At 70.3% G+C, this 22,892-nt stretch carries 22 protein-coding genes and 1 pseudogene; 11 read left to right on the forward strand and 12 right to left on the reverse strand.

Annotated features, from left to right (window positions below):
- Positions 1-2: 2 nt before the first annotated feature.
- Together ACWD3I_RS07505 and ACWD3I_RS07510 are read right to left on the reverse strand one after the other, a co-directional pair.
- Positions 3-851, reverse strand: a complete 849-nt coding sequence (locus ACWD3I_RS07505; RefSeq protein WP_365393566.1) for an ABC transporter permease — start codon at positions 849-851, stop codon at positions 3-5.
- The gene (locus tag ACWD3I_RS07510) at positions 848-1,870 is read right to left on the reverse strand and encodes an ATP-binding cassette domain-containing protein (protein ID WP_365393568.1); all 1,023 of its coding nucleotides are present in this window, start codon (positions 1,868-1,870) and stop codon (positions 848-850) included. Before ACWD3I_RS07510 ends, ACWD3I_RS07505 begins: the two co-directional genes overlap by 4 nt.
- A gap of 187 nt (positions 1,871-2,057) precedes the next feature.
- On the opposite strand from ACWD3I_RS07510, the gene ACWD3I_RS07515 reads away from it, so the two are divergent.
- The gene (locus ACWD3I_RS07515; RefSeq protein WP_365393570.1) at positions 2,058-3,038 is read left to right on the forward strand and encodes an NAD(P)H-quinone oxidoreductase; all 981 of its coding nucleotides are present in this window, start codon (positions 2,058-2,060) and stop codon (positions 3,036-3,038) included.
- Positions 3,039-3,070: 32 nt separating this feature from the next.
- Here the strand turns inward: ACWD3I_RS07515 and ACWD3I_RS07520 are convergent, their stop codons facing one another.
- Positions 3,071-3,958, reverse strand: coding sequence for a hypothetical protein (locus tag ACWD3I_RS07520; RefSeq protein ID WP_365393572.1), 888 nt, complete (start codon positions 3,956-3,958; stop codon positions 3,071-3,073).
- 99 nt (positions 3,959-4,057) lie between these two features.
- Between ACWD3I_RS07520 and ACWD3I_RS07525 the strand changes: the two are divergent.
- A pseudogene (locus ACWD3I_RS07525) lies at positions 4,058-4,611 on the forward strand (PadR family transcriptional regulator).
- 86 nt (positions 4,612-4,697) lie between these two features.
- Positions 4,698-5,234, forward strand: a complete 537-nt coding sequence (locus ACWD3I_RS07530) for a bacterial proteasome activator family protein (RefSeq protein WP_365393574.1) — start codon at positions 4,698-4,700, stop codon at positions 5,232-5,234.
- Between the two features lie 67 nt (positions 5,235-5,301).
- On the opposite strand, the gene ACWD3I_RS07535 is transcribed toward ACWD3I_RS07530, so the two are convergent.
- Genes ACWD3I_RS07535 through pdhA form a run of 3 tightly spaced genes read right to left on the reverse strand, consistent with a single transcriptional unit; the run spans position 5,302 to position 8,867 of the window.
- Positions 5,302-6,696: a dihydrolipoamide acetyltransferase family protein gene (locus ACWD3I_RS07535; protein WP_365393576.1), complete on the reverse strand. Its 1,395-nt coding sequence runs from the start codon at positions 6,694-6,696 to the stop codon at positions 5,302-5,304.
- A gap of 10 nt (positions 6,697-6,706) precedes the next feature.
- Positions 6,707-7,687, reverse strand: coding sequence for an alpha-ketoacid dehydrogenase subunit beta (locus ACWD3I_RS07540; RefSeq protein ID WP_365393578.1), 981 nt, complete (start codon positions 7,685-7,687; stop codon positions 6,707-6,709).
- 1 nt (position 7,688) lies between these two features.
- Positions 7,689-8,867 carry a pyruvate dehydrogenase (acetyl-transferring) E1 component subunit alpha gene (gene pdhA / locus ACWD3I_RS07545; RefSeq protein ID WP_266889965.1) on the reverse strand — a complete coding sequence of 393 codons (1,179 nt, stop codon included), beginning with the start codon at positions 8,865-8,867 and terminating at the stop codon, positions 7,689-7,691.
- Between the two features lie 345 nt (positions 8,868-9,212).
- On the opposite strand from pdhA, the gene ACWD3I_RS07550 reads away from it, so the two are divergent.
- From ACWD3I_RS07550 to ACWD3I_RS07560, 3 genes are all read left to right on the forward strand, one after another.
- Positions 9,213-9,878, forward strand: coding sequence for a response regulator transcription factor (locus ACWD3I_RS07550; RefSeq protein WP_365393581.1), 666 nt, complete (start codon positions 9,213-9,215; stop codon positions 9,876-9,878).
- A gap of 81 nt (positions 9,879-9,959) precedes the next feature.
- Positions 9,960-10,382: a pyridoxamine 5'-phosphate oxidase family protein gene (locus ACWD3I_RS07555; protein WP_365393583.1), complete on the forward strand. Its 423-nt coding sequence runs from the start codon at positions 9,960-9,962 to the stop codon at positions 10,380-10,382.
- A gap of 92 nt (positions 10,383-10,474) precedes the next feature.
- On the forward strand, positions 10,475-11,536 hold the full coding sequence (locus ACWD3I_RS07560) for a phosphotransferase (RefSeq protein ID WP_365393585.1): 1,062 nt from the start codon (positions 10,475-10,477) through the stop codon (positions 11,534-11,536).
- Positions 11,537-11,615: 79 nt separating this feature from the next.
- Here the strand turns inward: ACWD3I_RS07560 and ACWD3I_RS07565 are convergent, their stop codons facing one another.
- Positions 11,616-13,175, reverse strand: coding sequence for a protein kinase domain-containing protein (locus tag ACWD3I_RS07565; protein WP_365393587.1), 1,560 nt, complete (start codon positions 13,173-13,175; stop codon positions 11,616-11,618).
- Between the two features lie 336 nt (positions 13,176-13,511).
- On the opposite strand from ACWD3I_RS07565, the gene ACWD3I_RS07570 reads away from it, so the two are divergent.
- Positions 13,512-15,134 carry a protein kinase domain-containing protein gene (locus tag ACWD3I_RS07570; protein ID WP_365393589.1) on the forward strand — a complete coding sequence of 541 codons (1,623 nt, stop codon included), beginning with the start codon at positions 13,512-13,514 and terminating at the stop codon, positions 15,132-15,134.
- A 111-nt stretch (positions 15,135-15,245) separates the two neighbouring features.
- On the forward strand, positions 15,246-15,665 hold the full coding sequence (locus ACWD3I_RS07575; protein WP_365393591.1) for a hypothetical protein: 420 nt from the start codon (positions 15,246-15,248) through the stop codon (positions 15,663-15,665).
- Positions 15,666-15,718: 53 nt separating this feature from the next.
- Here ACWD3I_RS07575 and ACWD3I_RS07580 read toward each other — a convergent pair whose 3' ends face one another.
- Positions 15,719-17,011, reverse strand: coding sequence for an MFS transporter (locus ACWD3I_RS07580; protein WP_365393593.1), 1,293 nt, complete (start codon positions 17,009-17,011; stop codon positions 15,719-15,721).
- A complete protein-coding gene (locus tag ACWD3I_RS07585; protein ID WP_365393595.1) occupies positions 17,008-17,682 on the reverse strand; it encodes a GntR family transcriptional regulator in 675 nt (224 codons plus the stop codon). Before ACWD3I_RS07585 ends, ACWD3I_RS07580 begins: the two co-directional genes overlap by 4 nt.
- Before the next feature lie 211 nt (positions 17,683-17,893).
- Between ACWD3I_RS07585 and ACWD3I_RS07590 the strand changes: the two genes are divergently transcribed.
- Positions 17,894-18,793 (forward strand): D-alanyl-D-alanine carboxypeptidase family protein, encoded by a 900-nt coding sequence (locus ACWD3I_RS07590; protein WP_365393597.1) that lies wholly within the window; start codon positions 17,894-17,896, stop codon positions 18,791-18,793.
- A gap of 61 nt (positions 18,794-18,854) precedes the next feature.
- Here the strand turns inward: ACWD3I_RS07590 and ACWD3I_RS07595 are convergent, their stop codons facing one another.
- Together ACWD3I_RS07595 and ACWD3I_RS07600 are read right to left on the reverse strand one after the other, a co-directional pair.
- Positions 18,855-19,316: a GNAT family N-acetyltransferase gene (locus ACWD3I_RS07595; protein ID WP_365393599.1), complete on the reverse strand. Its 462-nt coding sequence runs from the start codon at positions 19,314-19,316 to the stop codon at positions 18,855-18,857.
- Positions 19,313-19,795: a hypothetical protein gene (locus tag ACWD3I_RS07600; protein WP_365393601.1), complete on the reverse strand. Its 483-nt coding sequence runs from the start codon at positions 19,793-19,795 to the stop codon at positions 19,313-19,315. The genes ACWD3I_RS07595 and ACWD3I_RS07600 overlap by 4 nt, the downstream gene beginning before the upstream one ends.
- A gap of 221 nt (positions 19,796-20,016) precedes the next feature.
- Here ACWD3I_RS07600 and ACWD3I_RS07605 point away from each other — a divergent pair, with 221 nt between their 5' ends.
- On the forward strand, positions 20,017-20,976 hold the full coding sequence (locus tag ACWD3I_RS07605) for a BRO-N domain-containing protein (protein WP_365393603.1): 960 nt from the start codon (positions 20,017-20,019) through the stop codon (positions 20,974-20,976).
- A 106-nt stretch (positions 20,977-21,082) separates the two neighbouring features.
- Here ACWD3I_RS07605 and ACWD3I_RS07610 read toward each other — a convergent pair whose 3' ends face one another.
- A complete protein-coding gene (locus ACWD3I_RS07610; protein WP_365393605.1) occupies positions 21,083-21,907 on the reverse strand; it encodes a maleylpyruvate isomerase family mycothiol-dependent enzyme in 825 nt (274 codons plus the stop codon).
- A 180-nt stretch (positions 21,908-22,087) separates the two neighbouring features.
- On the opposite strand from ACWD3I_RS07610, the gene ACWD3I_RS07615 reads away from it, so the two are divergent.
- Positions 22,088-22,882, forward strand: a complete 795-nt coding sequence (locus ACWD3I_RS07615; RefSeq protein WP_365393607.1) for a carbon-nitrogen family hydrolase — start codon at positions 22,088-22,090, stop codon at positions 22,880-22,882.
- The last annotated feature ends 10 nt before the right edge of the window (positions 22,883-22,892 follow it).

Consider the following 22,892-nt stretch of genomic DNA (forward strand, 5'->3'; position numbering starts at 1 on the left):
GCCTACTTCTTGTTGTACAGCCGCATCGTGATCGGCCCGAAGACCGCCACGAACAGGCCCGCCCACCCCAGCGACCAGGCGATCTCGTCGGCGGGCCAGTCGCCCGCCATCAGTTCGCGGACGGCCGAGGAGAGATGGGTGATGGGGCTGTTGTTGACGAAGGCCTGCAGCCAGCCCGGCATGGTCTTCGGGTCGACGAAGATGTTCGACAGGAAGGTCAGCGGGAACATCACCATCATGCTGACGCCCATCACCGACTTCTCGGTGCGCAGCAGCAGTCCGAACATCGTCCAGATCCACGAGAACGCGAACGAGAAGACGATCAGCAGCGCGATTCCGGCGAGCACGCCGCCGAACCCGCCGTCCGGGCGGTAGCCGAGAATCAGGCCGACGGTGAGCATCACGACGGACGCGATCGTGTAGCGCAGGGCGTCGCCGAGCAGATAGCCGACCATCGTCGACGGCCGCCAGATGGGCAGCGTCCGGAAGCGGTCGAAGACGCCCTTCTCGATGTCGGTGTTCACCGAGACACCCGTGTACATCGTGATCATGACGACCGACATCACCATGATGCCGGGCAGCAGGAACTGGATGTACTCCTTCGGGGAACCGGCCAGGGCGCCCCCGAACAGGTACGTGTACATCAGCACCATCATGATCGGGAACGCGGTGACGTCGAAGAGCTGCTCGGGGACGTGCTTGATCTTGAGGATCGCCCGCCAGCCGAAGGTCAGCGAGGCGGACAGGGCGCTGGGCCGCGCCGGCCGTTCCCCGGAGACGAGCAGCGCGGCGAGGGACTCGGCGCTGACGGGGGCGAGGTCCTTGGTCTCGGTCTGCGTCACGGTGCTCATGCCGCGACCTCCTCGTCCTTGGAGGGCTTCGGGTCGTTCTGCGAGTCGTCGCGGGTGTCGTGTCCGGTGAGGGCGAGGAACACCTCGTCCAGGCTGGGCTGGCCCAGGGAGAAGTTGTCGACGGTGATGCCGGTGCGGGCCAGTTCGGCGAGGGCCCGGGAGGCCTGCTCGGCCGCGCTGTCGCTGGTCGTGCCGCCCAGGCGGGCGGTCAGTGCCACGGGATCGGGCTCCAACTGCACGTCCGTGTCCAGCGCCAGCCGCAGCACCTGTTCCGCCTCGGGCCGCTGGGCCGGGTCGCGCAGTCGCAGATGGACGGATCCGGCGCCCACGGACGCCTTCAGCTCGCCCTTCGTGCCCTCGGCGATCACCTTGCCGCGGTCGATGACGGCGATCCGGGACGCCAGCTGGTCGGCCTCGTCCAGGTACTGCGTGGTCAGCAGCACGGTGGTGCCCTGGGCGACGACCGCGCGCACGATGTCCCACACCTGGTTGCGGCTGCGCGGGTCGAGGCCGGTCGTCGGCTCGTCGAGGAACAGCAGGTCGGGAGTATTGAGGATGGACGCGGCGATGTCGATGCGGCGCCGCATGCCGCCCGAGTAGTGCTTGACCTGCTTCGCGGCCGCGTCCGTCAGCCCGAAGGCCTCCAGGAGCTGTCCGGCGCGCACTCGCGCGGCCTTCTTGTGGTGGCCGAGGAGACGGGCGAGCAGGATCAGGTTCTCGGCGCCGGTGAGGTCCTCGTCGACGGAGGCGTACTGACCGGTGAGGCTCACCCGGCCGCGCACCGCGTCGGCCTCGCGGACGACGTCGTGGCCGAAGACGTGGGCCTGGCCGCCGTCGGGGCGCAGGAGGGTGGCGAGCATCTTCACGGTGGTCGTCTTGCCGGCGCCGTTCGGGCCGAGGACGCCGTAGACCGTGCCGGCCGGGACGGAGAGGTCGACTCCGTCGACGGCCCGGGTCTCGCCGAACGTCTTCACCAGTCCCGCCGTCTCGATGGCCAGGCCGGAGGTGTGCTGGCTCATGGTGGGTTGTCCTTCCGCGTGCTTGGGCTAGCGCGTGCTTGGGCTACGCATGGGGAGACCTTTACCGTCGCGCAAACTCATCGGTTCCGCACAGGGATTTCCGAGCGGATCCGCCCAATTGCCGGGGGCGGCTCCGTCCGACGACCGAGGGGGCTGCGACCGGGGACGGAGGAGTAGCGTCCCTCTCATGCGTGCGATCACGATTCCCGAACCTGGTGGGCCCGAGTCGCTGGTGTGGGACGAGGCCCCCGATCCGGTGCCCGGCGAGGGCGAGGTGCTGGTCGAGGTGGTGGCCAGTGCCGTCAACCGGGCCGACATCCTGCAGCGCCAGGGCTTCTACGACCCGCCGCCCGGCGCCTCCCCCCACCCCGGCCTGGAGTGCTCGGGCCGTGTCGTCGAAACCGGACCCGGTGTCTCCGGCTGGGCGGTGGGCGACGAGGTGTGCGCGCTGCTGTCGGGCGGCGGCTACGCGGAGAAGGTCGTCGTGCCGGCCGGTCAGCTGCTGCCCGTGCCCAAGGGCGTCGATCTCCGGCACGCCGCCGCGCTGCCCGAGGTGACCTGCACGGTCTGGTCGAACGTCTTCATGATCTCCCACCTGCGCCCCGGCGAGACGCTGCTCGTGCACGGCGGTTCCAGCGGCATCGGCACGATGGCGATCCAGCTGGCGAAGGCCGTCGGTGCGAAGGTCGCGGTCACGGCGGGCACGAAGGAGAAGCTGGACCACTGTGCCGAGCTCGGCGCGGACATCCTGGTCAACTATCGCGAGCAGGACTTCGTGTCCGAGGTGAAGCAGGCGACCGGCGGTGCCGGAGCCGACGTGATCCTCGACAACATGGGTGCGAAGTACCTCGACCGCAACGTGCAGACGCTCGCCGTCAACGGGCGCCTCGCGATCATCGGCATGCAGGGCGGCATCAAGGGCGAACTGAACATCGCGGCGCTCCTGGGCAAGCGCGCCGCCATCAGCGCGACGTCGCTGCGCGCCCGTCCGCCGGCCGAGAAGACAGCGATCGTGGCGGCGGTACGGGAACACGTCTGGCCGTTGCTGGACGGGGGCCATGTCCGTCCCGTGGTGGACCGCGAGATCCCGATGAGCGACGCGGCGGCGGCCCACCGGGTGGTGGAGGAGAGCGGGCACGTGGGGAAGGTGCTGCTGGTCGTGGAGTAGGGGTGCGCGCGGCAGGCCGGGCCGCAGGGTCCTCAACCCCGTCGCACCCGCAGGCCGACGAACGCGAGTCCCAGACCGAGCCCGATCAGGACCAGACCGCTGCCGAGCGGCAGGATCCGCAGTACGGGCTCGGTGGGGCTCTCGGCACGGGTGACGGCCTCCCGCACGGGCTGCCGCGGTGGCGGGGAGGCGTTCGGTACGGCTTCCCGCGACGGTTCCGGTACGGCGGTGGCGGCACCGTCGGCGGGCTGCTCGGCCTCGTTCCCGACGCCGGCACCCGCGTCCTCCTCTCCGGTCTCCGCGGTCTCCGCTGCCTCCCTCCGCCCCGGCCGCTCCCGCCCCTCACCCGCCCGGCTCCCGGCCCGGGACGGCTCGGCCGAGGGGGGCGCGGTGCCTTCGACGCGCGGGACGGGCCGGGCGCCGTGCAGCGCCGGTCCGGACCGGACGGCCTCCGCCTTCGGCGTCATCCCGCTGTCCGGTACCGCCGACGCTGTCGCGCTGCCTCGCACTCCGGGTACGGCCTGGCTGCCCGGCACCGCCGGTGTCGAGGGGACGTCTCGCGTTTCCGGACCGGCCGCACCGCCTCGCGCCCACCCCGGGGACTCGGCCCACCGGTCCGCCGCGGCCCCGCCCTCCTGCGCCGTGGGCGCGGACTCGCTCTCCCGTACCCTGTGCGCGGGCTCAGCGCCTCGTGCCCCTACTGAGGGCTCCATCCTCCGGTTCGCCGCGGCCTCGCCTTCCTGCGCCCCGCGTGCGGGCACACGGCCTCGCGCCCCGGCCGACGATTCGACGTCCCCCGCCCCCGCCACGGCCCCGCCCCGCACCCCCCGTACCGCCTCGGCGCCGTACGACGTCCCCGCCCCGCACGGAACCGCGACCACTCCCGCTCCCAGGGCGATCACCAGTCCCGTAGTGCGCACGGTGCGCAACCATCGCGTCACGGGACCAGCGTCACACCGGGCCGGGCTTCCGGCATTCCGGGCGCCGCCGAAGTGCCGAAACGGCCGCACAATCCGGGTATGTCGATACGACACGGACTGCTGGCGCTCCTGGCACGCGGCCCCCGTTACGGTTCGCGGCTGCGGACCGAGTTCGAGGCGCGTACGGGCGGGACCTGGCCGCTCAACATCGGGCAGGTGTACACGACGCTCGGCCGGCTGGAGCGGGACGGGCTGGTCGTGCAGGACGGCGTGGACGAGGCGGGGGGGGGGTGCTGTACGCGCTCACGGACGCGGGGCGGGCCGAGCTGCGGGCCTGGTTCGCGCGGCCCGTGGAGCGGGGGATTCAGCAGCGCGACGAGCTGGCCGTCAAGCTGGTGATGGCGGTGGGTGTGGCCGGTGCCGACGTCCGGGAGGTCGTCGAGGCCCAGCGGCGGCACGTCGCGCGGGCGCTGCACACCCATTTTCAGCAGCGGGCCGAAGCCCTCGCGCGGGCGCCCGAGCACCCCGACGAGGTGGCGCGGCTGCTGGTGCTTGAGCAGCTCGTCTGCCACACGGAGGCCGAGCTGCGCTGGCTGGACCACTGCGAGGCGCGTCTGCTGCGGCTCACCCGGTCCCGTGACGCCGGCGAGTGACGGAAACTTCCGCACCGTAAACGGTGGATCACCCTCCACGGGGGGCACCCCAGTGATGAGGTGTACCGGTGCGAGAGAATGGCGGCATGGAGATGCCGAGGAACGAACGGTCGCCCGAACAGCCCCAGATCCTGGTCGTGAGCCAGGACGGAATGGCGCTCGGCGGCACCGGGGACGAGGACTCCCGCGAGATTCCGGTGACGGAGATGGTGGAGCAGCCCGCCAAGGTCATGAGGATCGGCAGCATGATCAAGCAGCTGCTGGAGGAAGTGCGCGTGGCTCCCCTGGACGAGGCGAGCCGGGTCCGGCTCAAGGAGATCCACCGCAGCTCGGTGAAGGAGCTGGAGGACGGTCTGGCCCCTGAGCTCGTCGAGGAGCTGGAGCGGCTCTCCCTGCCCTTCACGGACGAGGCGACCCCGAGCGACGCGGAACTGCGGATCGCGCAGGCCCAGTTGGTCGGCTGGCTGGAGGGTCTCTTCCACGGGATCCAGACCACCCTGTTCGCCCAGCAGATGGCCGCGCGGGCGCAGTTGGAGCAGATGCGGCGGGCCCTGCCGCCCGGCGTCGGCCACGATGGCGAGGACGGCCACACGGCCGGCCGTTCGGGCGGGCCCTACCTGTAAACCACGTAAACGAAGGGGCCGGCGAAGAACGCCGGCCCCTTCACTCATGCCTCACGGCACTCATGCCTCACGCCCAGGTGATCAGCCGCTTCGGCTGCTCCAGGATCGCCGCCACGTCCGCCAGCACCTTGGAGCCCAGCTCCCCGTCCACCAGCCGGTGGTCGAAGGAGAGCGCCAGGGTGGTCACCTGACGCGGCTTCACCTTGCCCTTGTGGACCCACGGCTGGAGCTTGATCGAGCCGACCGCGAGGATCGCGGACTCGCCGGGGTTGAGGATCGGCGTACCGGTGTCGACGCCGAAGACGCCGACGTTGGTGATGGTGACGGTGCCGCCCTGCATGGCGGCGGGCGAGGTCTTCCCGTCCTTCGCCGTCACCACCAGCTCACCCAGCGCCTGGGCCAGCTGCGGCAGCGTCTTGGCGTGGGCGTCCTTGATGTTCGGCACGATCAGACCGCGCGGAGTGGCCGCGGCGATGCCCAGGTTCACGTAGTGCTTCTGCACGATCTCCTGGTTCGCTTCGTCCCAGGACGCGTTGACGTCCGGGTTCCGCTTGATGGCGACCAGCAGGGCCTTGGCGATCAGGAGCAGCGGGTTGACCCGCAGGCCCTGCAACTCCTTGTCCTGCTTCAGCTCTTCGACGAGCTTCATCGTGCGCGTCACGTCGACGGTCACGAACTCCGTGACATGCGGCGCGGTGAACGCCGAGCCGACCATCGCCGCAGCCGTCGCCTTGCGGACGCCCTTGACCGGGATACGGGTCTCCCGTGCCGTGTCGTACGTCGGTACGGGCGCGGGCGCCTGGGCGGGGGCGGCGGTGGGCGCCGGGGTCTCGACGACCGCCGGCTCCGGGGCCGCCGCCGCGTGGACGTCCTCGCGGGTGATGATGCCGTCGGGGCCGGACGGGACGATCGTCGTCAGGTCGACGCCGAGGTCCTTGGCCAGCTTGCGCACCGGCGGCTTGGCCAGCGGGCGCTCCTTGAGCGCCGTCGGCGGTGCCCCATGGCCGTTCAGCTCGGTCTGGATCACGGCCGAGGTCTCCTGGACCGGCGCGGGCTCCTGGACCGGGACCTGGGGGCCCTTGCGGGGGCGCCGCTTGGTCGAGGACACGGCGACGCCGTACCCGACGAGCACGGGCTGGCGGCCCTCGGGCTTCTTCTCGGGCTCGGCAGCGGGTGCCGGTGCCTCGACGGGAGCCGCCCCGCCCGACACGTCCACCGCGATGATCGACGTGCCCACGGCGACCGTGGTGCCCTCGGGGAAGTGGAGCTCCCGGACGACACCGTCGTAGGGGATGGGCAGTTCGACGGCCGCCTTGGCGGTCTCGACCTCGCAGACCACCTGGCCGTCGGTGACCTCGTCACCGGGCTTGACGTACCACTTGAGGATCTCGGCCTCGGTGAGGCCCTCGCCCACGTCCGGCATCTTGAACTCGCGTACGGACGCTTCCGTCATCGTCGTCACGACCCTCTCCTCAGTACGCCAGGGCACGGTCGACGGCGTCGAGTACCCGGTCCAGGCCCGGCAGGTACTCGTCCTCCAGGCGGGCCGGCGGGTAGGGGGCGTGGTAACCGCCGACCCGGAGCACCGGGGCCTCCAGGTGGTAGAAGCAGCGCTCCGTGATCCGCGCCGCGATCTCCGCGCCCGAGCCGAAGAACACCGGTGCCTCGTGCACCACCACCAGGCGGCGGGTCTTCTCGACCGAGGCCTGGATGGAGTCGAAGTCCAGCGGAGACACCGAGCGCAGGTCGAGAACCTCGAGGTTCCTGCCTTCCTCGGCGGCCGCGTCGGCGACCTCCCGGCAGAGCTTCACCATCGGGCCGTAGGCGACCAGGGTGAGGTCGGTGCCCTCGCGGACCACCTGTGCCTTGTGCAGCGGGCCGGGGATGGCTTCGGTGTTGACCTCGCCCTTGTCCCAGTAGCGCCGCTTGGGCTCGAAGAAGATCACGGGGTCGTCGCTCTGGATGGCCTGCTGCATCATCCAGTACGCGTCGAACGGGTTGGAGGGGCTGACGATCTTGAGGCCCGCCACGTGCGCGAAGAGCGCCTCGGGGGACTCGGAGTGGTGCTCGACCGCGCCGATGCCGCCGCCGTAGGGAATGCGCACGACGACGGGGAGCTTGACCTTGCCCAGCGAGCGGGCGTGCATCTTCGCGAGCTGCGTGACGATCTGGTCGTAGGCCGGGAAGACGAAGCCGTCGAACTGGATCTCCACCACCGGGCGGTATCCGCGCAGCGCGAGGCCGATCGCGGTGCCGACGATGCCCGACTCGGCGAGCGGGGTGTCGATGACCCGCTCCTCACCGAAGTCCTTCTGCAGTCCGTCCGTCACCCGGAACACACCGCCGAGCTTGCCGACGTCCTCGCCCATGATGAGGACCTTGGGGTCCGTCTCCAGGGCGCGGCGCAGCGATTCGTTGATCGCCTTCGCCAGAGCCAACTTTTCGGCTGCCATGTCAGACCCCCTCTTCCTCTGCGAACGACGCCTGGTAGGCGGCGAACTGGGCGCGCTCCTCGTCGACGAGCGCGTGTCCGTCCGCGTACGCGTGCTCGAAGATGGCGAAGTGGTCCGGGTCCGGCATGGCGCGGACCGCTTCGCGTACTCGCTTGCCCAACGCCTCGCTCTCGGCCTCGAGTTCCGCGAAGAATCCGTCGTCCGTGTGGTTTGAGGCCTCCAGGTACCGGCGAAGGCGCAGGATCGGGTCCTTCGCCTCCCAGGCCACGCGCTCCTCGTCGGCCCGGTACTTGGTCGGGTCGTCGGAGGTGGTGTGGGCGCCCATCCGGTAGGTGTACGCCTCGACCAGCGTCGGGCCCTCGCCGTTGCGGGCGCGTTCCAGCGCCCACTTGGTGACCGCGAGGCAGGCCAGCACGTCGTTGCCGTCCACGCGCACGCCCGGGAAGCCGAAGCCCTGGGCGCGCTGGTAGAGAGGCACCCGGGTCTGCTTCTCGGTGGGCTCGGAGATCGCCCACTGGTTGTTCTGGCAGAAGAACACGACCGGGGCGTTGTAGACCGCGGAGAAGGTGAAGGACTCGGCCACGTCGCCCTGGCTGCTCGCACCGTCGCCGAAGTAGGCGATGACCGCGCTGTCCGCGCCGTCCTTGGCGATGCCCATGGCGTAGCCGGTGGCGTGCAGGGTCTGGGAGCCGATGACGATCGTGTAGAGCTGGAAGTTGTTGGTGTTGGGGTCCCAGCCGCCGTTGTTCACGCCGCGGAACATGCCCAGCAGGTTGGTCGGATCGACCCCACGGCACCAGGCGACGCCGTGCTCGCGGTAGGTCGGGAAGACGTAGTCGTCCTCACGGGTGGCTCGTCCGGAGCCGATCTGGGCGGCCTCCTGGCCGAGCAGTGAGGCCCACAGGCCCAGCTCGCCCTGGCGCTGCAGGGAGGTGGCCTCGGCGTCGAAGCGGCGGGTGAGCACCATGTCGCGGTACAGACCGCGGAGCTCTTCGGGGGTGATGCCGGCGACGTACTTGTCGTACGTGGCGTCCTTGACGCGCTTGCCTTCGGGCGTCAGCAGCTGCACGAGCTCGGGCTCGGTGCCCGACTGCTTCTTGGCGGTCGTGCGCTTGCCGGCCGTGCTCTTGGTACTGGCGCTGCGTCGCGATGTGCGCGCGGCAGTGCTCTCCACGGTCACGTGTGCTCCTCCGTCGGTCCGGCTACCCGGGTTCGCCGGGCGCCAGTGCGGCTCACCTGAAGCCCTACGGACGCACGGGGTGGGTGCGGCCCGGTCGGGAACAGGCGTGACAGGTGCCCCGGCGAGCGCCCTGCACGATGCACGTTACCCAGTGCCTCACATTTCTGTGAAACCCCTCCTGACCTGCGATTTTGCTTGGATTTCCAAGTAAATCGCGAAAGTCGGGAACAACTCCTGGTCACAGCCTTGCAGGGGGCCGGAACAACGGCACGTTAACCCGGTGACCCAGGTCACGGGAAGAGGCTGCCTGGGGCGAGGTCTCAGAGGCTGTGTGACACTGACCTCGTGCGCGAAGACGGAAAAATCCGGGTATTTCTCCTCGACGACCACGAGGTCGTCCGCCGGGGTGTCCATGAGCTGCTCTCGGTGGAGGACGACATCGAGGTGGTCGGTGAGGCCGGTACGGCGGCCGACGCGCTGGTCCGGATCCCGGCCACCCGGCCCGACGTGGCCGTCCTCGACGTACGGCTCCCGGACGGCAGCGGGGTGGAGGTCTGCCGGGAGATCCGGTCCGGGGACGAGAACGTCAAGTGCCTGATGCTGACGTCGTTCGCCGACGACGAGGCCCTCTTCGACGCGATCATGGCGGGCGCCTCGGGATATGTCCTGAAGGCCATCCGGGGCAACGAACTCCTGGCGGCCGTACGTGATGTCGCCGCCGGCAAGTCCCTCCTCGACCCGGTGGCCACCGCGCGCGTGCTGGAACGGCTGCGGGACGGCGGCAGCGCCAAGGGCGACGACAGGCTCGCGCACCTCACCGAGCAGGAGCGCAGGATCCTCGACCTGATCGGCGAGGGGCTCACCAATCGCGCGATCGGCGAGCGGCTGCACCTGGCGGAGAAGACGATCAAGAACTATGTGTCGAGTCTGCTTTCCAAACTCGGTATGGAGCGTCGCTCGCAGGCGGCGGCGTTCGTGGCGCGGATGCAGGTCGAGCAGGAGCGTCGCTGAGGATCGTGGCGGGCGCATCGCGGGCGTATTAGGGACCAAAGACCCCTGCCCCGGGAAGCGTGTACGACCGACATTGGTCGTATGCCCTCCGACGAACAGCTCGCCGTCGAACTGCTCGCCCGCACCGACTACGGTCGGGTGGCCACCAGCATGCGCGCCCTGCCCTTCCTCGCCTTCGCCCGGCACGTCGTGGACGACGGGCGGGTCCTGCTGCGGCTGCCCAGGAGCTGCGGCTACCACCGGGCGTGCGTCGGCGGGGTCGTCGCGTACGGCGCGGACAACCTCAGCTCGGCCCGGCCGGGCGAGGGGCTGTGGTCCGTCCAGGTCGTGGGCGAGTGCACGGCGTACGAGCCGACGGCCGCCGAGCTCGAGCGGTTCGGGCCCACGCCCCGGGTCGCCGACGGGGAGCCCTACGAGCCCGTCTATCTGCGCGTCGAGCCGCAGTTCGGCACGGTCCACTCGACCGACGGCGCTCTGGAAAGTCGCTTCGCGCACATGCCGTGACCGAAAGCGACTGTCTGTGACAACGCCCAGCTCACAGGCCCGGCTCGTGCCCTAGCATCTGGCGCGTGCCGCGCCCTTGTGTACCACCCCCCATGCCTCACGCGCCCCCGTTGCGGGCCCTCCTCAGCCAGTACGCCGCCGGCTCCGCCGTCACCTGCGAACCCGTCGACCAGGGGCTGCTGAACCGCGGCTACCGCCTGCGCACGACCCGCGGCCACTACTTCCTCAAGCACCACTTCGACCCCGAGACCGCCGACCCGGCCGCCATCGCCCGCCAGCACCGCGCCACCGAGCGGCTGGCGGTCCTGGGCGTCCCGGTCGCCCCGCCCCTGCCCGACCGCCACGGACGCACGGTCGCGGTCGTCGGCGGCCACTCCTACGCACTCCACCCATGGATCGAGGGCCGCCACCGCCACGGGGGCCAGCTGACGCCGCAGCAGTGCGGCCGGCTGGGGGCGCTGCTCGGGGTGGTGCACGCGAGTCTGGAGCGGGTGATGCCGGTGCAGGGGCGAGTACCGGGCGCGCGCAGTGAGGCGTGCGCCGGGCCTCAGGACCGCACGCCCGCGCCCACCGCGGACCCCCGCGCCGGGAGCGCCGACCCCGCCGACACCTTCGCCCTCATCGACGACCTGCTCACCCGCGTACGCCGGCACCGTCCCGCCGACTCCTTCGACGAGCTGGCCCGGCACCGGCTCCTGGAGCGGCGGGCGCTGCTGGAGCGGCACGCGGACCGGCGGCCGCCGCGGGGCGGGTGCGTGGGGTGGGTGCACGGGGACTTCCACCCGTTCAACCTGCTCTACCAGGGGGATGCCCCGGCCGCGATCGTCGACTGGGACCGGCTGGGCGTGCAGCCCCGCGCGGAGGAGGCCGTACGTGCCGCCGCGATCTTCTTCGTACGGCCCGCGGGCGCGCTCGACCTGCCGAAGGTGCGGGCGTACGCGCGCGCGTACCGGCGTACGGCGGGTGCCACGCCCTCGGAGTTGACGGCGGCCGCCCATCGGGTCTGGTGGGAGCGCCTCAACGACTTCTGGATGCTGCGCTGGCACTACGAACGCGGCGACACCCGCGCGGACCCCCAGTTCCCGGCGGCCTCGGCGCTGGTGGTGTGGTGGACGCGGGAGTACGAGGCGGTGTGCGAGGCCTTCGCCGACTGAGCCGCCCGTCCGGGAAAACGCCACGCGCGCGTACGGTCCGTTTCCGGTCCGTACGCGCGCGTGGTGGCGTACTGCTGCGTCAGCCGCCCTCTACGTCACCGGTGGTGCCGCCCGCGTCGGTGCCGCCGTCCGTCTCCGTCGGCTCCTCCGTCGGTTCCGTCGTCGTCGGCTCGGCGGTCGTCGGCTCCGCGGTCGTCGGCTCGCCCGTCGGCTCCGTGGCCGTCGCCGTGGGGGTCGGCGAGGGCGTGTACGACGGGGTCGAGGTCGGGGACCAGGACGAACCGGTGCTCACGGAGCCGTCGTCGGTCTGTTCGTCGGTCGCCTCGTCCGTCGGCTCGTCGCTCGGCGACTCGCTGGTCGTCTCCGAGGGCGTCGTGGAGGTGGTCGGCTTCTCGGTGGTGTCGTCCCCGCTGCCGTTCCCGCCGCCGCCGTTCAGCGCCAGCGCGACACCTGCCGCTATGGCGACCACCGCGAGCACGGCGAGGATCCACAGCTTGCCGCGGCCGCTGCCCCGGTTGCCGTGCCCCTCGAAGCCGCCGTCGTCCCCGCCGCCGTAGCCGCCGGGCAGGATCGGCTGCGGGATCTGCGTGGTGCCGGAGGCGTCGCCGGAGTGGTGCATGACGGTGGTGCCGGCGAAGCCGCCCGAGGGGGTGTGCCGGCCGTCGTGCATCGCGACCGGCCCGGTGTTCCAGGTGCCGGTGTGACCGCCCTGCTCGTACAGCATCTGCAGCCCGTACTGGATGAGCCCGCGCATCTCCTCGGCCGTCTGGAACCGGTCGTCCGGCTCCTTGGCGAGCGAGCGCATGACCAGGCCGTCGAGCTCCGGAGGCGTGGCGTCGGAGACCTCGGACGGAGGCGTCGGGATGTCCTGGACGTGCTGGTAGACGACGGACAGCGGCGTCTCGCCGGTGAACGGGGGCCGCAGCGCGAGGAGTTCGTAGAGGAGGCAGCCCGTCGCGTACAGGTCGGAGCGGTGGTCCACCGCCTTGCCGAGCGCCTGCTCGGGCGACAGGTACTGAGGGGTGCCCATGACCATGCCGGTCTGCGTCATCGTCGACTGCGCGCCGTGCAGTGCGCGGGCGATGCCGAAGTCCATCACCTTCACGGCGCCGCCGTGGGTGATGATGACGTTGGCCGGCTTGATGTCCCGGTGCACGATGCCGTGCTGGTGCGAGTAGGCGAGCGCCTCCAGGACACCGGAGACGATGATCAGAGCCTGCTCGGGCCCGGGGGCCTCGGCGTTGATCAGCAGGTCCCGGATCGTGCGGCCCTCGACGATCTCCATGACGATGTACGGAACGGCATGGCCGTTCACGAAGTCCTCGCCGGAGTCGTAGACCGCGACGATCGCGTGGTGGTTGAGGCCGGCCACGGACTGGGCCTCGCGGGTGAAGCGGGCCTTGGAGACCGGGTCCTCGGCGAGGTCGGAGCGCAGCAGTTTGACCGCCACGGTGCGGCCGAGACGTACGTCCTCGGCGGCGAAGACCTCGGCCATGCCGCCCCGGCCGAGTCTGTGTGTCAGCCGATACCGGCCATCGCCGACCAGTCCGCCGTTGCCCCACATCTCCGGCGCGTCTGACATCCCGCCGCCAGTCGCCTCGGGGTCGGACGGGCCCTGAGCGCGCTGCTGCTGTGCCATCGGTCCTCGCCGTCGTTTCTGCCCGCGGTGCGCGCGGTGTTGTTACGGTCTCCGTCGGCCACGCTACAGCCTCCACGCAAGCCTCCGGTCCGGGATGAGCCCGGGGACCGGTCCGAGACGGACCGGTCATCAAAGCGGTAGCACGCGCTGTCGTGCAAATTCTGTGTACCGGCGGTACGCCACCTGTAACGCTTCCGCGACGCTTCTTTCGCGTACGGTCACGGAACGGGCACCCGGCTTGACCTGTCAGTGCCGTGGGGCAGACTTGGCCGGGAATGAGCCATTCGATCAACGACAGTCGGGCCGGCGCCTGATGGCCGATGGGGGACGCGGAACATGAGCCAGGACGGCGCACACGGCCGGTATGCGGGGCGGGCGATCGCCAACAACCGCTATCAGCTGCGCGACTTGCTCGGTGAGGGTGGCATGGCCTCGGTGCACCTCGCGCACGACACCGTGCTCGACCGCCCCGTCGCCATCAAGACCCTCCACACCGAGCTGGGCCGGGAACAGGCCTTCCGCGAGCGCTTCCGCCGCGAGGCCCAGGCCGTGGCCAAGCTCACGCACACCAACATCGTCTCGGTCTTCGACACCGGCGAGGACAACCTCGACGGCATGACGATGCCGTACATCGTCATGGAGTACGTCGAGGGCCGCCCGCTCGGCTCGGTGCTCGACGAGGACGTACGGCAGCACGGCGCGATGCCCGCCGACAAGGCGCTGAAGATCACCGCGGATGTGCTGGCGGCGCTGGAGATCAGCCATGAGATGGGCCTGGTCCACCGCGACATCAAGCCCGGCAACGTGATGATGACCAAGCGCGGCGTGGTCAAGGTCATGGACTTCGGCATCGCGCGCGCCATGCAGTCGGGTGTCACGTCGATGACGCAGACCGGCATGGTGGTCGGCACCCCCCAGTACCTCTCCCCCGAGCAGGCGCTGGGCCGCGGCGTGGACGCCCGCTCCGACCTCTACTCGGTCGGCATCATGCTGTTCCAGCTGGTCACCGGGCGGCTGCCGTTCGACGCGGACTCGCCGCTGGCGATCGCGTACGCGCATGTGCAGGAAGAGCCGGTGGCCGCGTCGCAGGTCAACCGCGCGCTGCCGCCCGCGGTGGACGCGCTGATCGCCCGCGCCCTGAAGAAGAACCCGAACGAGCGCTTCCCGAGCGCCGAGGCCATGCGCACCGAGTGCCTGCGGGTGGCGGCGTCCTTCCAGGCGGCCGCGCCGAGCATCGTCCCCGGCGCGCAGACGTCGAGCGGGGCGGGCGTGGGCTCGGCGGTGTTCCCGCCGGTGGACCAGGGGACTCCGGCGCCGACGGGCCCGGTCCAGACGCCGTACCAGCCGACGCCGAACCCCTACGGCACCCCGCCGCCCTCGACCCCTTCCCCGGCGTACGGATATCCGCAGCAGGGCGGGTACCAGACCCCCACGCCGGCGCCGAACGCGTACGCCTCGACCCCGCCGCCGTACAACCTCACCCCGCAGCAGGCACCGCCCTCGGGCGGCGGCCGCAGGAGCAACAAGCCGGTCATCCTCGGCTCGATCATCGTGTCCGTCGTGGCGGTCGGCGGTCTGATCGCGGCGCTGGCGCTGAACGGGGGCGGGACGGACGACGACGCCGGCGGTGACACCACGCCGACCACCTCGTCGACGCCGTCGGGATACCGGACCGGGGATGCGAACCGGACGGTCGAGACGACCGAGTGCACCGAGCCGCAGGAGTCGAACAACGACCCCGACCAGGTGCAGATGCCGGACTTCGCGTTCAAGAACTGGGACTCGGTCAAACTCTGCCTGCAGGCGGCGGGCTGGTCGTACGACCCCAATGACTACGCCGAGAACACGTACGGCCAGGGCACGATCATGAACCAGTTCCCCAAGGCCGGGACGGACTTCGACCCGAAGAACCCGCCGGACATGCAGTTCGACGTCTCGACGGGCGTCTCGGCCGGCTAGCCGACGGCCTGTTACCCCCGTCACAGGTACGTCGATCACGGGGGTGGCATGGTCATGCCCCTCATAGGATCCCGCCTGCAAGACAATCGATCTTGGACACAGGGGGAACCCTTGAAGAAGAACCTCAGCAGAATCCTCGCGGTGGGCGCCGCGGCCCTGGGCGCGTTCGCCTTCTCCGTGAGCCCGGCGGCCGCCGGCGGCGTCGCCGAGTCGATCTCCGGGGCCCAGGGCACCGGGGACTTCTACTACTCGAGCAAGACCGTCGCCAACAAGATCTACCTCACGGTGACCGACACCGCCCCCGACGGACACCACGTCCGGATCCGGGCGCAGTCCCTCACCCCGGAGCGCGTGGTGACCAGCTACGCCTGGCGCTCGGTCACCGCCGGCTACCAGCACTCCGACACCTGGGTGACATCCCTGACGGACACCCGTGGCATCTGGGCGATGCGCATCCAGGTCTGCGTCTACGAGAAGGACGACCAGCTGGGCTGCGACGAGTCGGACTGGGACGGCAACACCTACTACTAGGCCGAAGCGGGTGCGGGGCGCGTGGCAGGTTCGGGGCGAGGCGGCAGGGACACCTACACCGGTACGTGCACCGTCTCCACCCGGCTCGCCACCAGCCGCTCCCGCTCCCGGCGGATCGCCCGCTTGCGCAGCCGCAGGATCTGGCTGATCCCCAGCGCCTGCAGCACGAAGACCGCGGAGAAGGCGACCCGGTAGTTGTTCCCGGTCGCGTCCAGCAGCACCCCGATCGCGAACAGGGTCGTCATCGAGGCGACGAAGCCGCCCATGTTGGTGATGCCGGACGCGGTGCCCTGCCGCCCCGGCGGGTTCGCCGGACGCGCGAAGTCGAAGCCGATCATCGAGGCCGGCCCGCAGGCGCCCAGCACCGTGCAGAGCACCACGAGCAGCCACATCGGCGCATGCTCGCCCGGGTACGCCAGCGTCACCGCCCACATCAGCCCCGTCGCCCCCACGGTCCCCAGCGCCAGCGGCAGCCGCGCCTCGTGGTGCCGGGCGACGACCTGGCCGTAGACCAGCCCGATCACCATGTTCGACAGCACGACGAGGGTCAGCAGCTCACCGGCGACCGCCCGGGACAGCCCCTGCGCCTCGACCAGGAACGGCATGCCCCACAGCAGCAGGAACACCATCGCCGGGAACTGGGTCGTGAAGTGCACCCACAGGCCGAGCCGCGTGCCCGGCTCCCGCCAGGAGGCGGCGATCTGCCGTCGTACGTAGGCCGCGCCCTGGTGCGGGAAGGGCTCCGGCTCGTGTCCCTCGGGGTGGTCCTTGAGGAAGAGCAGCAGCAGGACCAGCACGACCACACCCGCGACCGCGCTGCCCGCGAAGGCCGCCGTCCAGCCGATGCCGTGCAGCAGCCGGGCCAGCACGAGGGTGGAGACCAGGTTGCCCGCCATGCCGACAAGACCCGCGAACTGCGCGACCATCGGCCCGCGCCGGGCCGGGAACCAGCGGGTGCCGAGCCGCAGCACGCTGATGAACGTCATCGCGTCACCGCAGCCCAGCAGCGCGCGCGAGGCGAGGGCCATGCCGTACGAGGGGGAGAAGGCGAAGCCGAGCTGTCCGGCCGTGAACAGCACCACCCCGATGGCCAGCACCTTCTTGGTGCCGAGCCGGTCGACGAGCAGGCCGACGGGTATCTGCATGCCCGCGTACACGAGCAGTTGGAGGATGGAGAAGGTCGACAGCGCGGAGGCGTTGACGTGGAAGCGGTCGGCCGCGTCGAGGCCGGCCACCCCCAGTGACGTACGGAAGATGACGGCGACGAAGTAGACGGAGACGCCGATGCCCCAGACGGCCATCGCGCGGCGGCCGCCCGGCGGGTCACCCGGCAGAGTGGCGCTCATCGGACCTCGCCCCGCGCCAGGTGGGAGAACCACTCGACGTGCCCGTGGATGAGCCCGACGACCGCCTCCGCGTCGCCGGAGCGCAGCGCGTCGAGGATCTGCTCGTGCTCGGTGAGGGTCTTGGTGATGCGGTCGGGGTGGGCGTGCATCACGGCGACGCCCATCCTCAGCTGCCGGTCGCGGAGCTGGTCGTAGAGCCGGGACAGGATCTCGTTGCCCCCGCTGCGGACGATCTCGGCGTGGAAGCAGCGGTCGGTGACGGCGGCGCCGGCCAGGTCCCCGGCGGCGGCCTGCTCCTTCTGCTGGGCGAGGAGCTCCTCGAGCCGTGCGATGAGCCGCGGTGACGCCGGTACGGCCTTGCGCGCGGCGTGTTCCTCGACGAGCTGGCGGGTCTCCACCACGTCCGCGATCTCCTGTGCGGAGACGGGCAGGACCAGCGCGCCCTTCTTCGGGTAGAGCTTGATCAGCCCCTCCACCTGGAGCCGCAGCAGCGCCTCGCGCACCGGTGTCCGCGAGACCCCCACGGCGTCGGCGAGCTCGCCCTCGGTGAGCAGGGTGCCGCCCTCGTAGCGACGCTCCAGGACACCCTGCTTGACGTGGTCGTAGACACGGTCGGCGGCGGGCGGCTGCTTGGTGTGAGCGGTGGACGGGGCGGGTGGGGCTGAAGGCATGCGCACATCATAGATACAACGCGTACGCATGTCGGAGACCCGTCCATATCGCGGACCCCAGGGGTCCCGCAGGACAGGGAAACCCAAACCCGCCCCAGCGGTCGCACAACCTTCTGTGCTACTTACGAGTCAGACACGTGCGGCCCCAACAACTTTCAGGTCTCAACTCGGCCGCACGCCAGGGGCATTCAACGTATTCGGGGTACCTCACTTGATTACCGGCATTCAGGGCATCCGTATCCGCAGAGCCGTAGCCGTGGCCGTGACCACCGGCTCGCTGCTCGCCACAGGAGCCCTCACCGCGGCGCCGGCGCAGGCCGTCACCGCGCCCACCATCACCGCCAAGGGCGGGTTCCTGATGAACAGCGCCACCGGCACGACGCTCTTCGCGAAGGCCGCCGACACCAAGCGGCTCACCGCGTCCACCACGAAGGTCATGACCGCGAAGGTCGTCCTGTCGCAGTCGAACCTGAACCTGGACGCCAAGGTCACGATCAAGAAGGCGTACAGCGACTACATCGTCGCCAACGGCGCCTCGTCCGCGAACCTGATCGTCGGCGACAAGGTCACCGTCCGCCAGCTGCTCTACGGGATGCTGCTGAAGTCGGGCTGCGACGCCGCGATGGCGCTCGCCGACAAGTACGGCTCCGGCTCGACGGTCGCGGCCCGCACCAAGAGCTTCATCGGCAAGATGAACACCATGGCCAAGAGCCTGGGCATGAAGAACACGAAGTTCGACTCGTTCGACGGCATCAGCAGGGGCGCCAACGCCTCGACGCCGCGCGACCTGACGAAGCTCGCCCGCAGCGCCATGAAGAGCTCCACCATGAAGACGGTCGTCAAGACCAAGTCGTACACGGCGAAGACGATCACGAAGACGGGCTCCACCCGCACGATGGCGGCCTGGAAGAACACCAACACCCTGCTCGGCTGGAACGGCACGCTCGGCGTGAAGACCGGCTCCGGCACCGAGGCCAAGTACTGCCTCATCTTCGCCGCGACGAAGAACGGCGAGTCGGTGATGGGCGCGGTCCTCACCGCTTCCTCGGAGGCCAACCGCACCGCCGACGTGAAGAAGCTCATCAACTACGGCTACACGAAGATCAGCTGACGCAAGAACGCGAACATGAGTAAGGGGCCTGCACCGCAGGCCCCTTACTCATGTTCCGGACTCATATGACGGGCAGAAAGAACCGCCGCTTGTCCTTGGACGTGGCCCCGATCCGCCCGTAGAAGCGAATGGCCCCGTCGTTCCACGCGGGCGTCTGCCACTGCACCTGTCCGAGCCCGAGAGCCCGCGCCTCGTCCCGTACGGCGGTCATGAGCGACTCCCCGATGCCGAGCCCGCGGTGCCCGTCGCGCAGGAACAGACAGTCCATGTGGAGGTACTCGGCACCGTCCCAGGTGGACACCTCGGCGGAACAGGTGGCGTAGCCGACGACGGTCCCGTCCACCTCCGCGACGAGACACCGCAGCCGCGGCTCGGGGCTCCCGAACAGCAGGGACCGCAACCGCTCCTCGAGCCCGGGGGCGGGCGGCTCGGCCTTCTCGTACACGGCGTGCTCGGTGATCAGCGCGACGACGTCCGCCAGCTCCTCGGACCGCACCCGCCGCACGACGGGATCGCCGCTCACCGGACCTCCCCCTCCAGCACATCCACGGACCAGGCGGCGAGCCGTGCACCGATCTCCCCGTCCCCGTCCAGCACATGCCGCACCCAGGCATCCCGCTCGTACGCGAACACGGCCGCCTCCCACACACAGGGAGCCAGCCCCAGCCGCCCCGGCCGCAACCCCTCCGGCTCACCGACGGGCCCGACGAAGACGGCGAGGTCGGACATGTCCCCCTCGATCCACGTGTGCACGAGCACATAGTCGCCGTCCCCACCGGCGTGCACCAGCAGCACGGCGACCCCGAGAGAGCCCCGCAGACCGGCGGTGGCGAGGTGCGCCTCGGCGATCGCCAACGCCGCGTCCGCCCCCTCGACCTCCCGCCCGGGCGCTTCGATGCCGTACGCCTTCACCAGATGGCCGGCGACCTCGTGCGTCCCCAAGGGCCTTACGGCACGGGCGTGATGAGTGTCGGCGAGGTTCTTCATCGCGGACACGTCCATGGCTGCGGGCACCTTTGCGACTGTTCGAAGATCGGCCATACGGCCATGATGCCCGGTCACGCCACACGAGCAGGTGAATCGTTCAGCCACTCCGTCATACACTGCCCGGCCACGCCCCGTAGTGGAATCGCTGGATCTTTCCCTCGCAATCGCGAACATCCCTGCGCAGACTGGATAGTTCGATTTGCTCCGCTCTACGTTCCGCAGCGGAGGTGGTTCATATGATCGAACCCAGCAAGCATCAGCCCGACCCCCGGACGCAGCGTGACGCGATCGACGTCAGCGACTTCGTGTACGCGGCCACCGGAGTGCGTGTCCGGCGGCTGACGATGCCGGACGGGACGCATTGGTTTCCGGCGGTGGACGTCTGTAAGCGATTGGGGCACAGCAATCCCCAGAAGGCACTCTCCGACCATGTCCCGGAAGGCCATCGAGAGACTCTCGAGACCCTAACTGGAGGTTATGGTCTCAGCATTCCCGCAGGTAGAGAGTGGCGCCGAGACCTGAATGTCATCTCTCTCCAAGGTCTCATCCTCCTCGTCAACGCCTGCACCAAGCCGGCCTGTGCCCCCTTCAAGGAGTGGGCCACGGAGGTCATCGTGACCGTCCAGCAAGAGGGTTCCTACACCCTCGAAGAGGCCGAGGTGCAGTCCGCCGAGCCGGGTGCGCCGATCGCCTACGCGATGCCGGAGCAGGTCGCGGAGGCCATCGTCCGGCTGGAGGCGCACAACCTTCAGGTCGACGAAGAGCTCGCGAACGCACAGCGCGAATCGCTCGCGCTGCATAGGGAGATGCTGGAGATGCAGCGCGCGACGCTCACGGCGCAGCAGGCCATCGCTCAGGCCATGGACCGCATCGCGAACCGACTCGACGTCATCGCCCTCGACCGTCCGACATCCACCGCCGGCCTCTCCGCCCACCCGACCGCCGAGGCCGTACTGGCCGACTGGCGGCAGCGGCTCTCCGTGACCGCGGACGTCTGGGCAGTGGCGGTGGTGATCGCTCCCGTGCTGGTCGAAGAGGGCGAGCTGCGGCAGCCGCTCGACTCGATCGCCGCTCGCACCGGCTTGTCCGTCCACCGCGTCAACGAATGCCTGCGCCTGCTGCGCAAGCACGCCTGCATCCACCCCCGGGGCGGTGACGAGGACGGGACGCCGATCTACGTACTCAGGCGTTCATGACCGAGTCCTCGCTCGCAGGTGCTCATAGGTGAAGGGGCGGCCGCAATCCGAAGTTGCGGCCGTCCCTTCGGGTTGCAATCTACTGCTTCGGAGCGCCTCGGCGTGACTACCGCGTCACCGTGAAGTTCCGCAGGATCGCCGCCGTCAGGGCCGGGTCGCCCTCCGCCTTCACCCGGTCCGGTACCGCGTCCGCCGTCACCCGGCCGCAGGCCAGGCGGACGTAGGTCTCCCAGTCGAGGGTGAGGGTGGCGGCGGGGCCGAGGGCGGGGGCCGTTTCGAGGGTGCCGCGGCCCTGGATGTCGACGCGGATCGTGCGCAGGAACTCGATCGGGCCGTGGACGTCGAGGACGATCGCCGAGCTGCGAGGGGCGTCGGCCTTCTCGGCGACTATGGCGGGCAGCTCGGCGAGCAGGACGTCACGGGCGATGTGCGCGCCGGGGGAGTCCAGGTTGCCGGGGCGGCCGAGGGCGGCGCGGAGGTCCTGCTCGTGCACCCAGACGTCGAAGGCGTGCTTGCGCATGGACTCTTCGAGCGTCAGTTCGCTGCCGAGGGGGCCGCGCACCTTCGTGCCCGGATCCCGCGACTCGTTGCGCAGCTGGCGGTTGCGGCGGATGATCACGTACTCCAGCTCGGACGTCATCTCCGGCGCGGTGTGGTGACGGCGGACGTCGACCTGCATCTCCGTGTACCGCTGGTGCTCATTGGTGACGTGGTAGAGGTCGCGAGGCAGTGAGTGGATGGGGCGCGGGTCCCCCAGCATCTCGGTGTCCAGACCGATGACGTGGGACACGACGTCCCGCACCGACCAGCCGGGGCACGGGGTACGCCGGTTCCACTCTCCCTCCACGAGCGGGGTCACCAGCTCGGATATCGCGTCGATGGAGTGGGTCCAGGCGTCGGCGTAGGGCTGGAGGGTGGGATGCAGACTCACGGAACGGGACCCCTCGGCGGTCGGTGCACGGGCTGGTGATGGCGTCGTTGCCAGTGGGAGTGTGGCTGTCGGCGGGTGTCTTGGAACGCTAAGTTACGCTGCTGTGAGGCACCCCGGCAGTGCTTTCGTGTGACGATCGTAGGCCCGTGTGAACGGCTCGAATGCCAGGACGGTGGTAGTGTGCGCGCCTCGTTGATTCAGATCGCCGTAAGTGAGGGCGAATCGGTCGAATCGCGCCGACGGCGGGTGGCCTCCCTGGTACGGGACCAGGCCGGTGCCGATCTGGTCGTGCTGCCGGAGCTGTGGACCACGGGCGCGTTCGCCTACGAGGGGTTCGCCGGCGAGGCCGAGCCGCTGGAGGGACCGACGTACGAGGCCATGGCGAAGGCCGCGAGCGACGCGGGCGTCTGGCTGCACGCGGGCTCGATCCCGGAGCGCACCGCCGACGGCACGCTCTACAACACCTCTCTCGTCTTCTCCCCCTCCGGCGACCTGATCGCCGCCTACCGCAAGATCCACCGCTTCGGCTTCGACAAGGGCGAGGCCGTGCTGATGGGCGCGGGCCGGGACCTGGTGACGGTCCGTCTGCCCGAGACCACCCTCGGCGTGGCCACCTGCTACGACCTCCGGTTCCCCGAACTCTTCCGCGGCCTCGTCGACGCCGGTGCCGAGACCCTGGTGATTCCCGCGGGCTGGCCGGAGCGCCGCCGGGCGCACTGGACGCTGCTGGCCCAGGCGCGGGCGGTCGAGAACCAGGCGTACGTGCTCGCCTGTGGAACGGCCGGGACGCATGCGGGGGTTCCCCAGGCCGGTCACTCGATCGTGGTGGATCCGTGGGGCGAGGTACTGGCCGAGGCCGGCGCCGGCGAGGAGGTCCTCAGCGTCGAGTTCGACCCCGCGAAGGTGGCCGTGACACGGGATCAGTTCCCGGCGCTGAAGGACCGGATGCTGGGACTCGACGCACCCCGGCGCTAGGCCTGTCCGG

Source organism: Streptomyces sp. NPDC002817 (assembly GCF_053592055.1).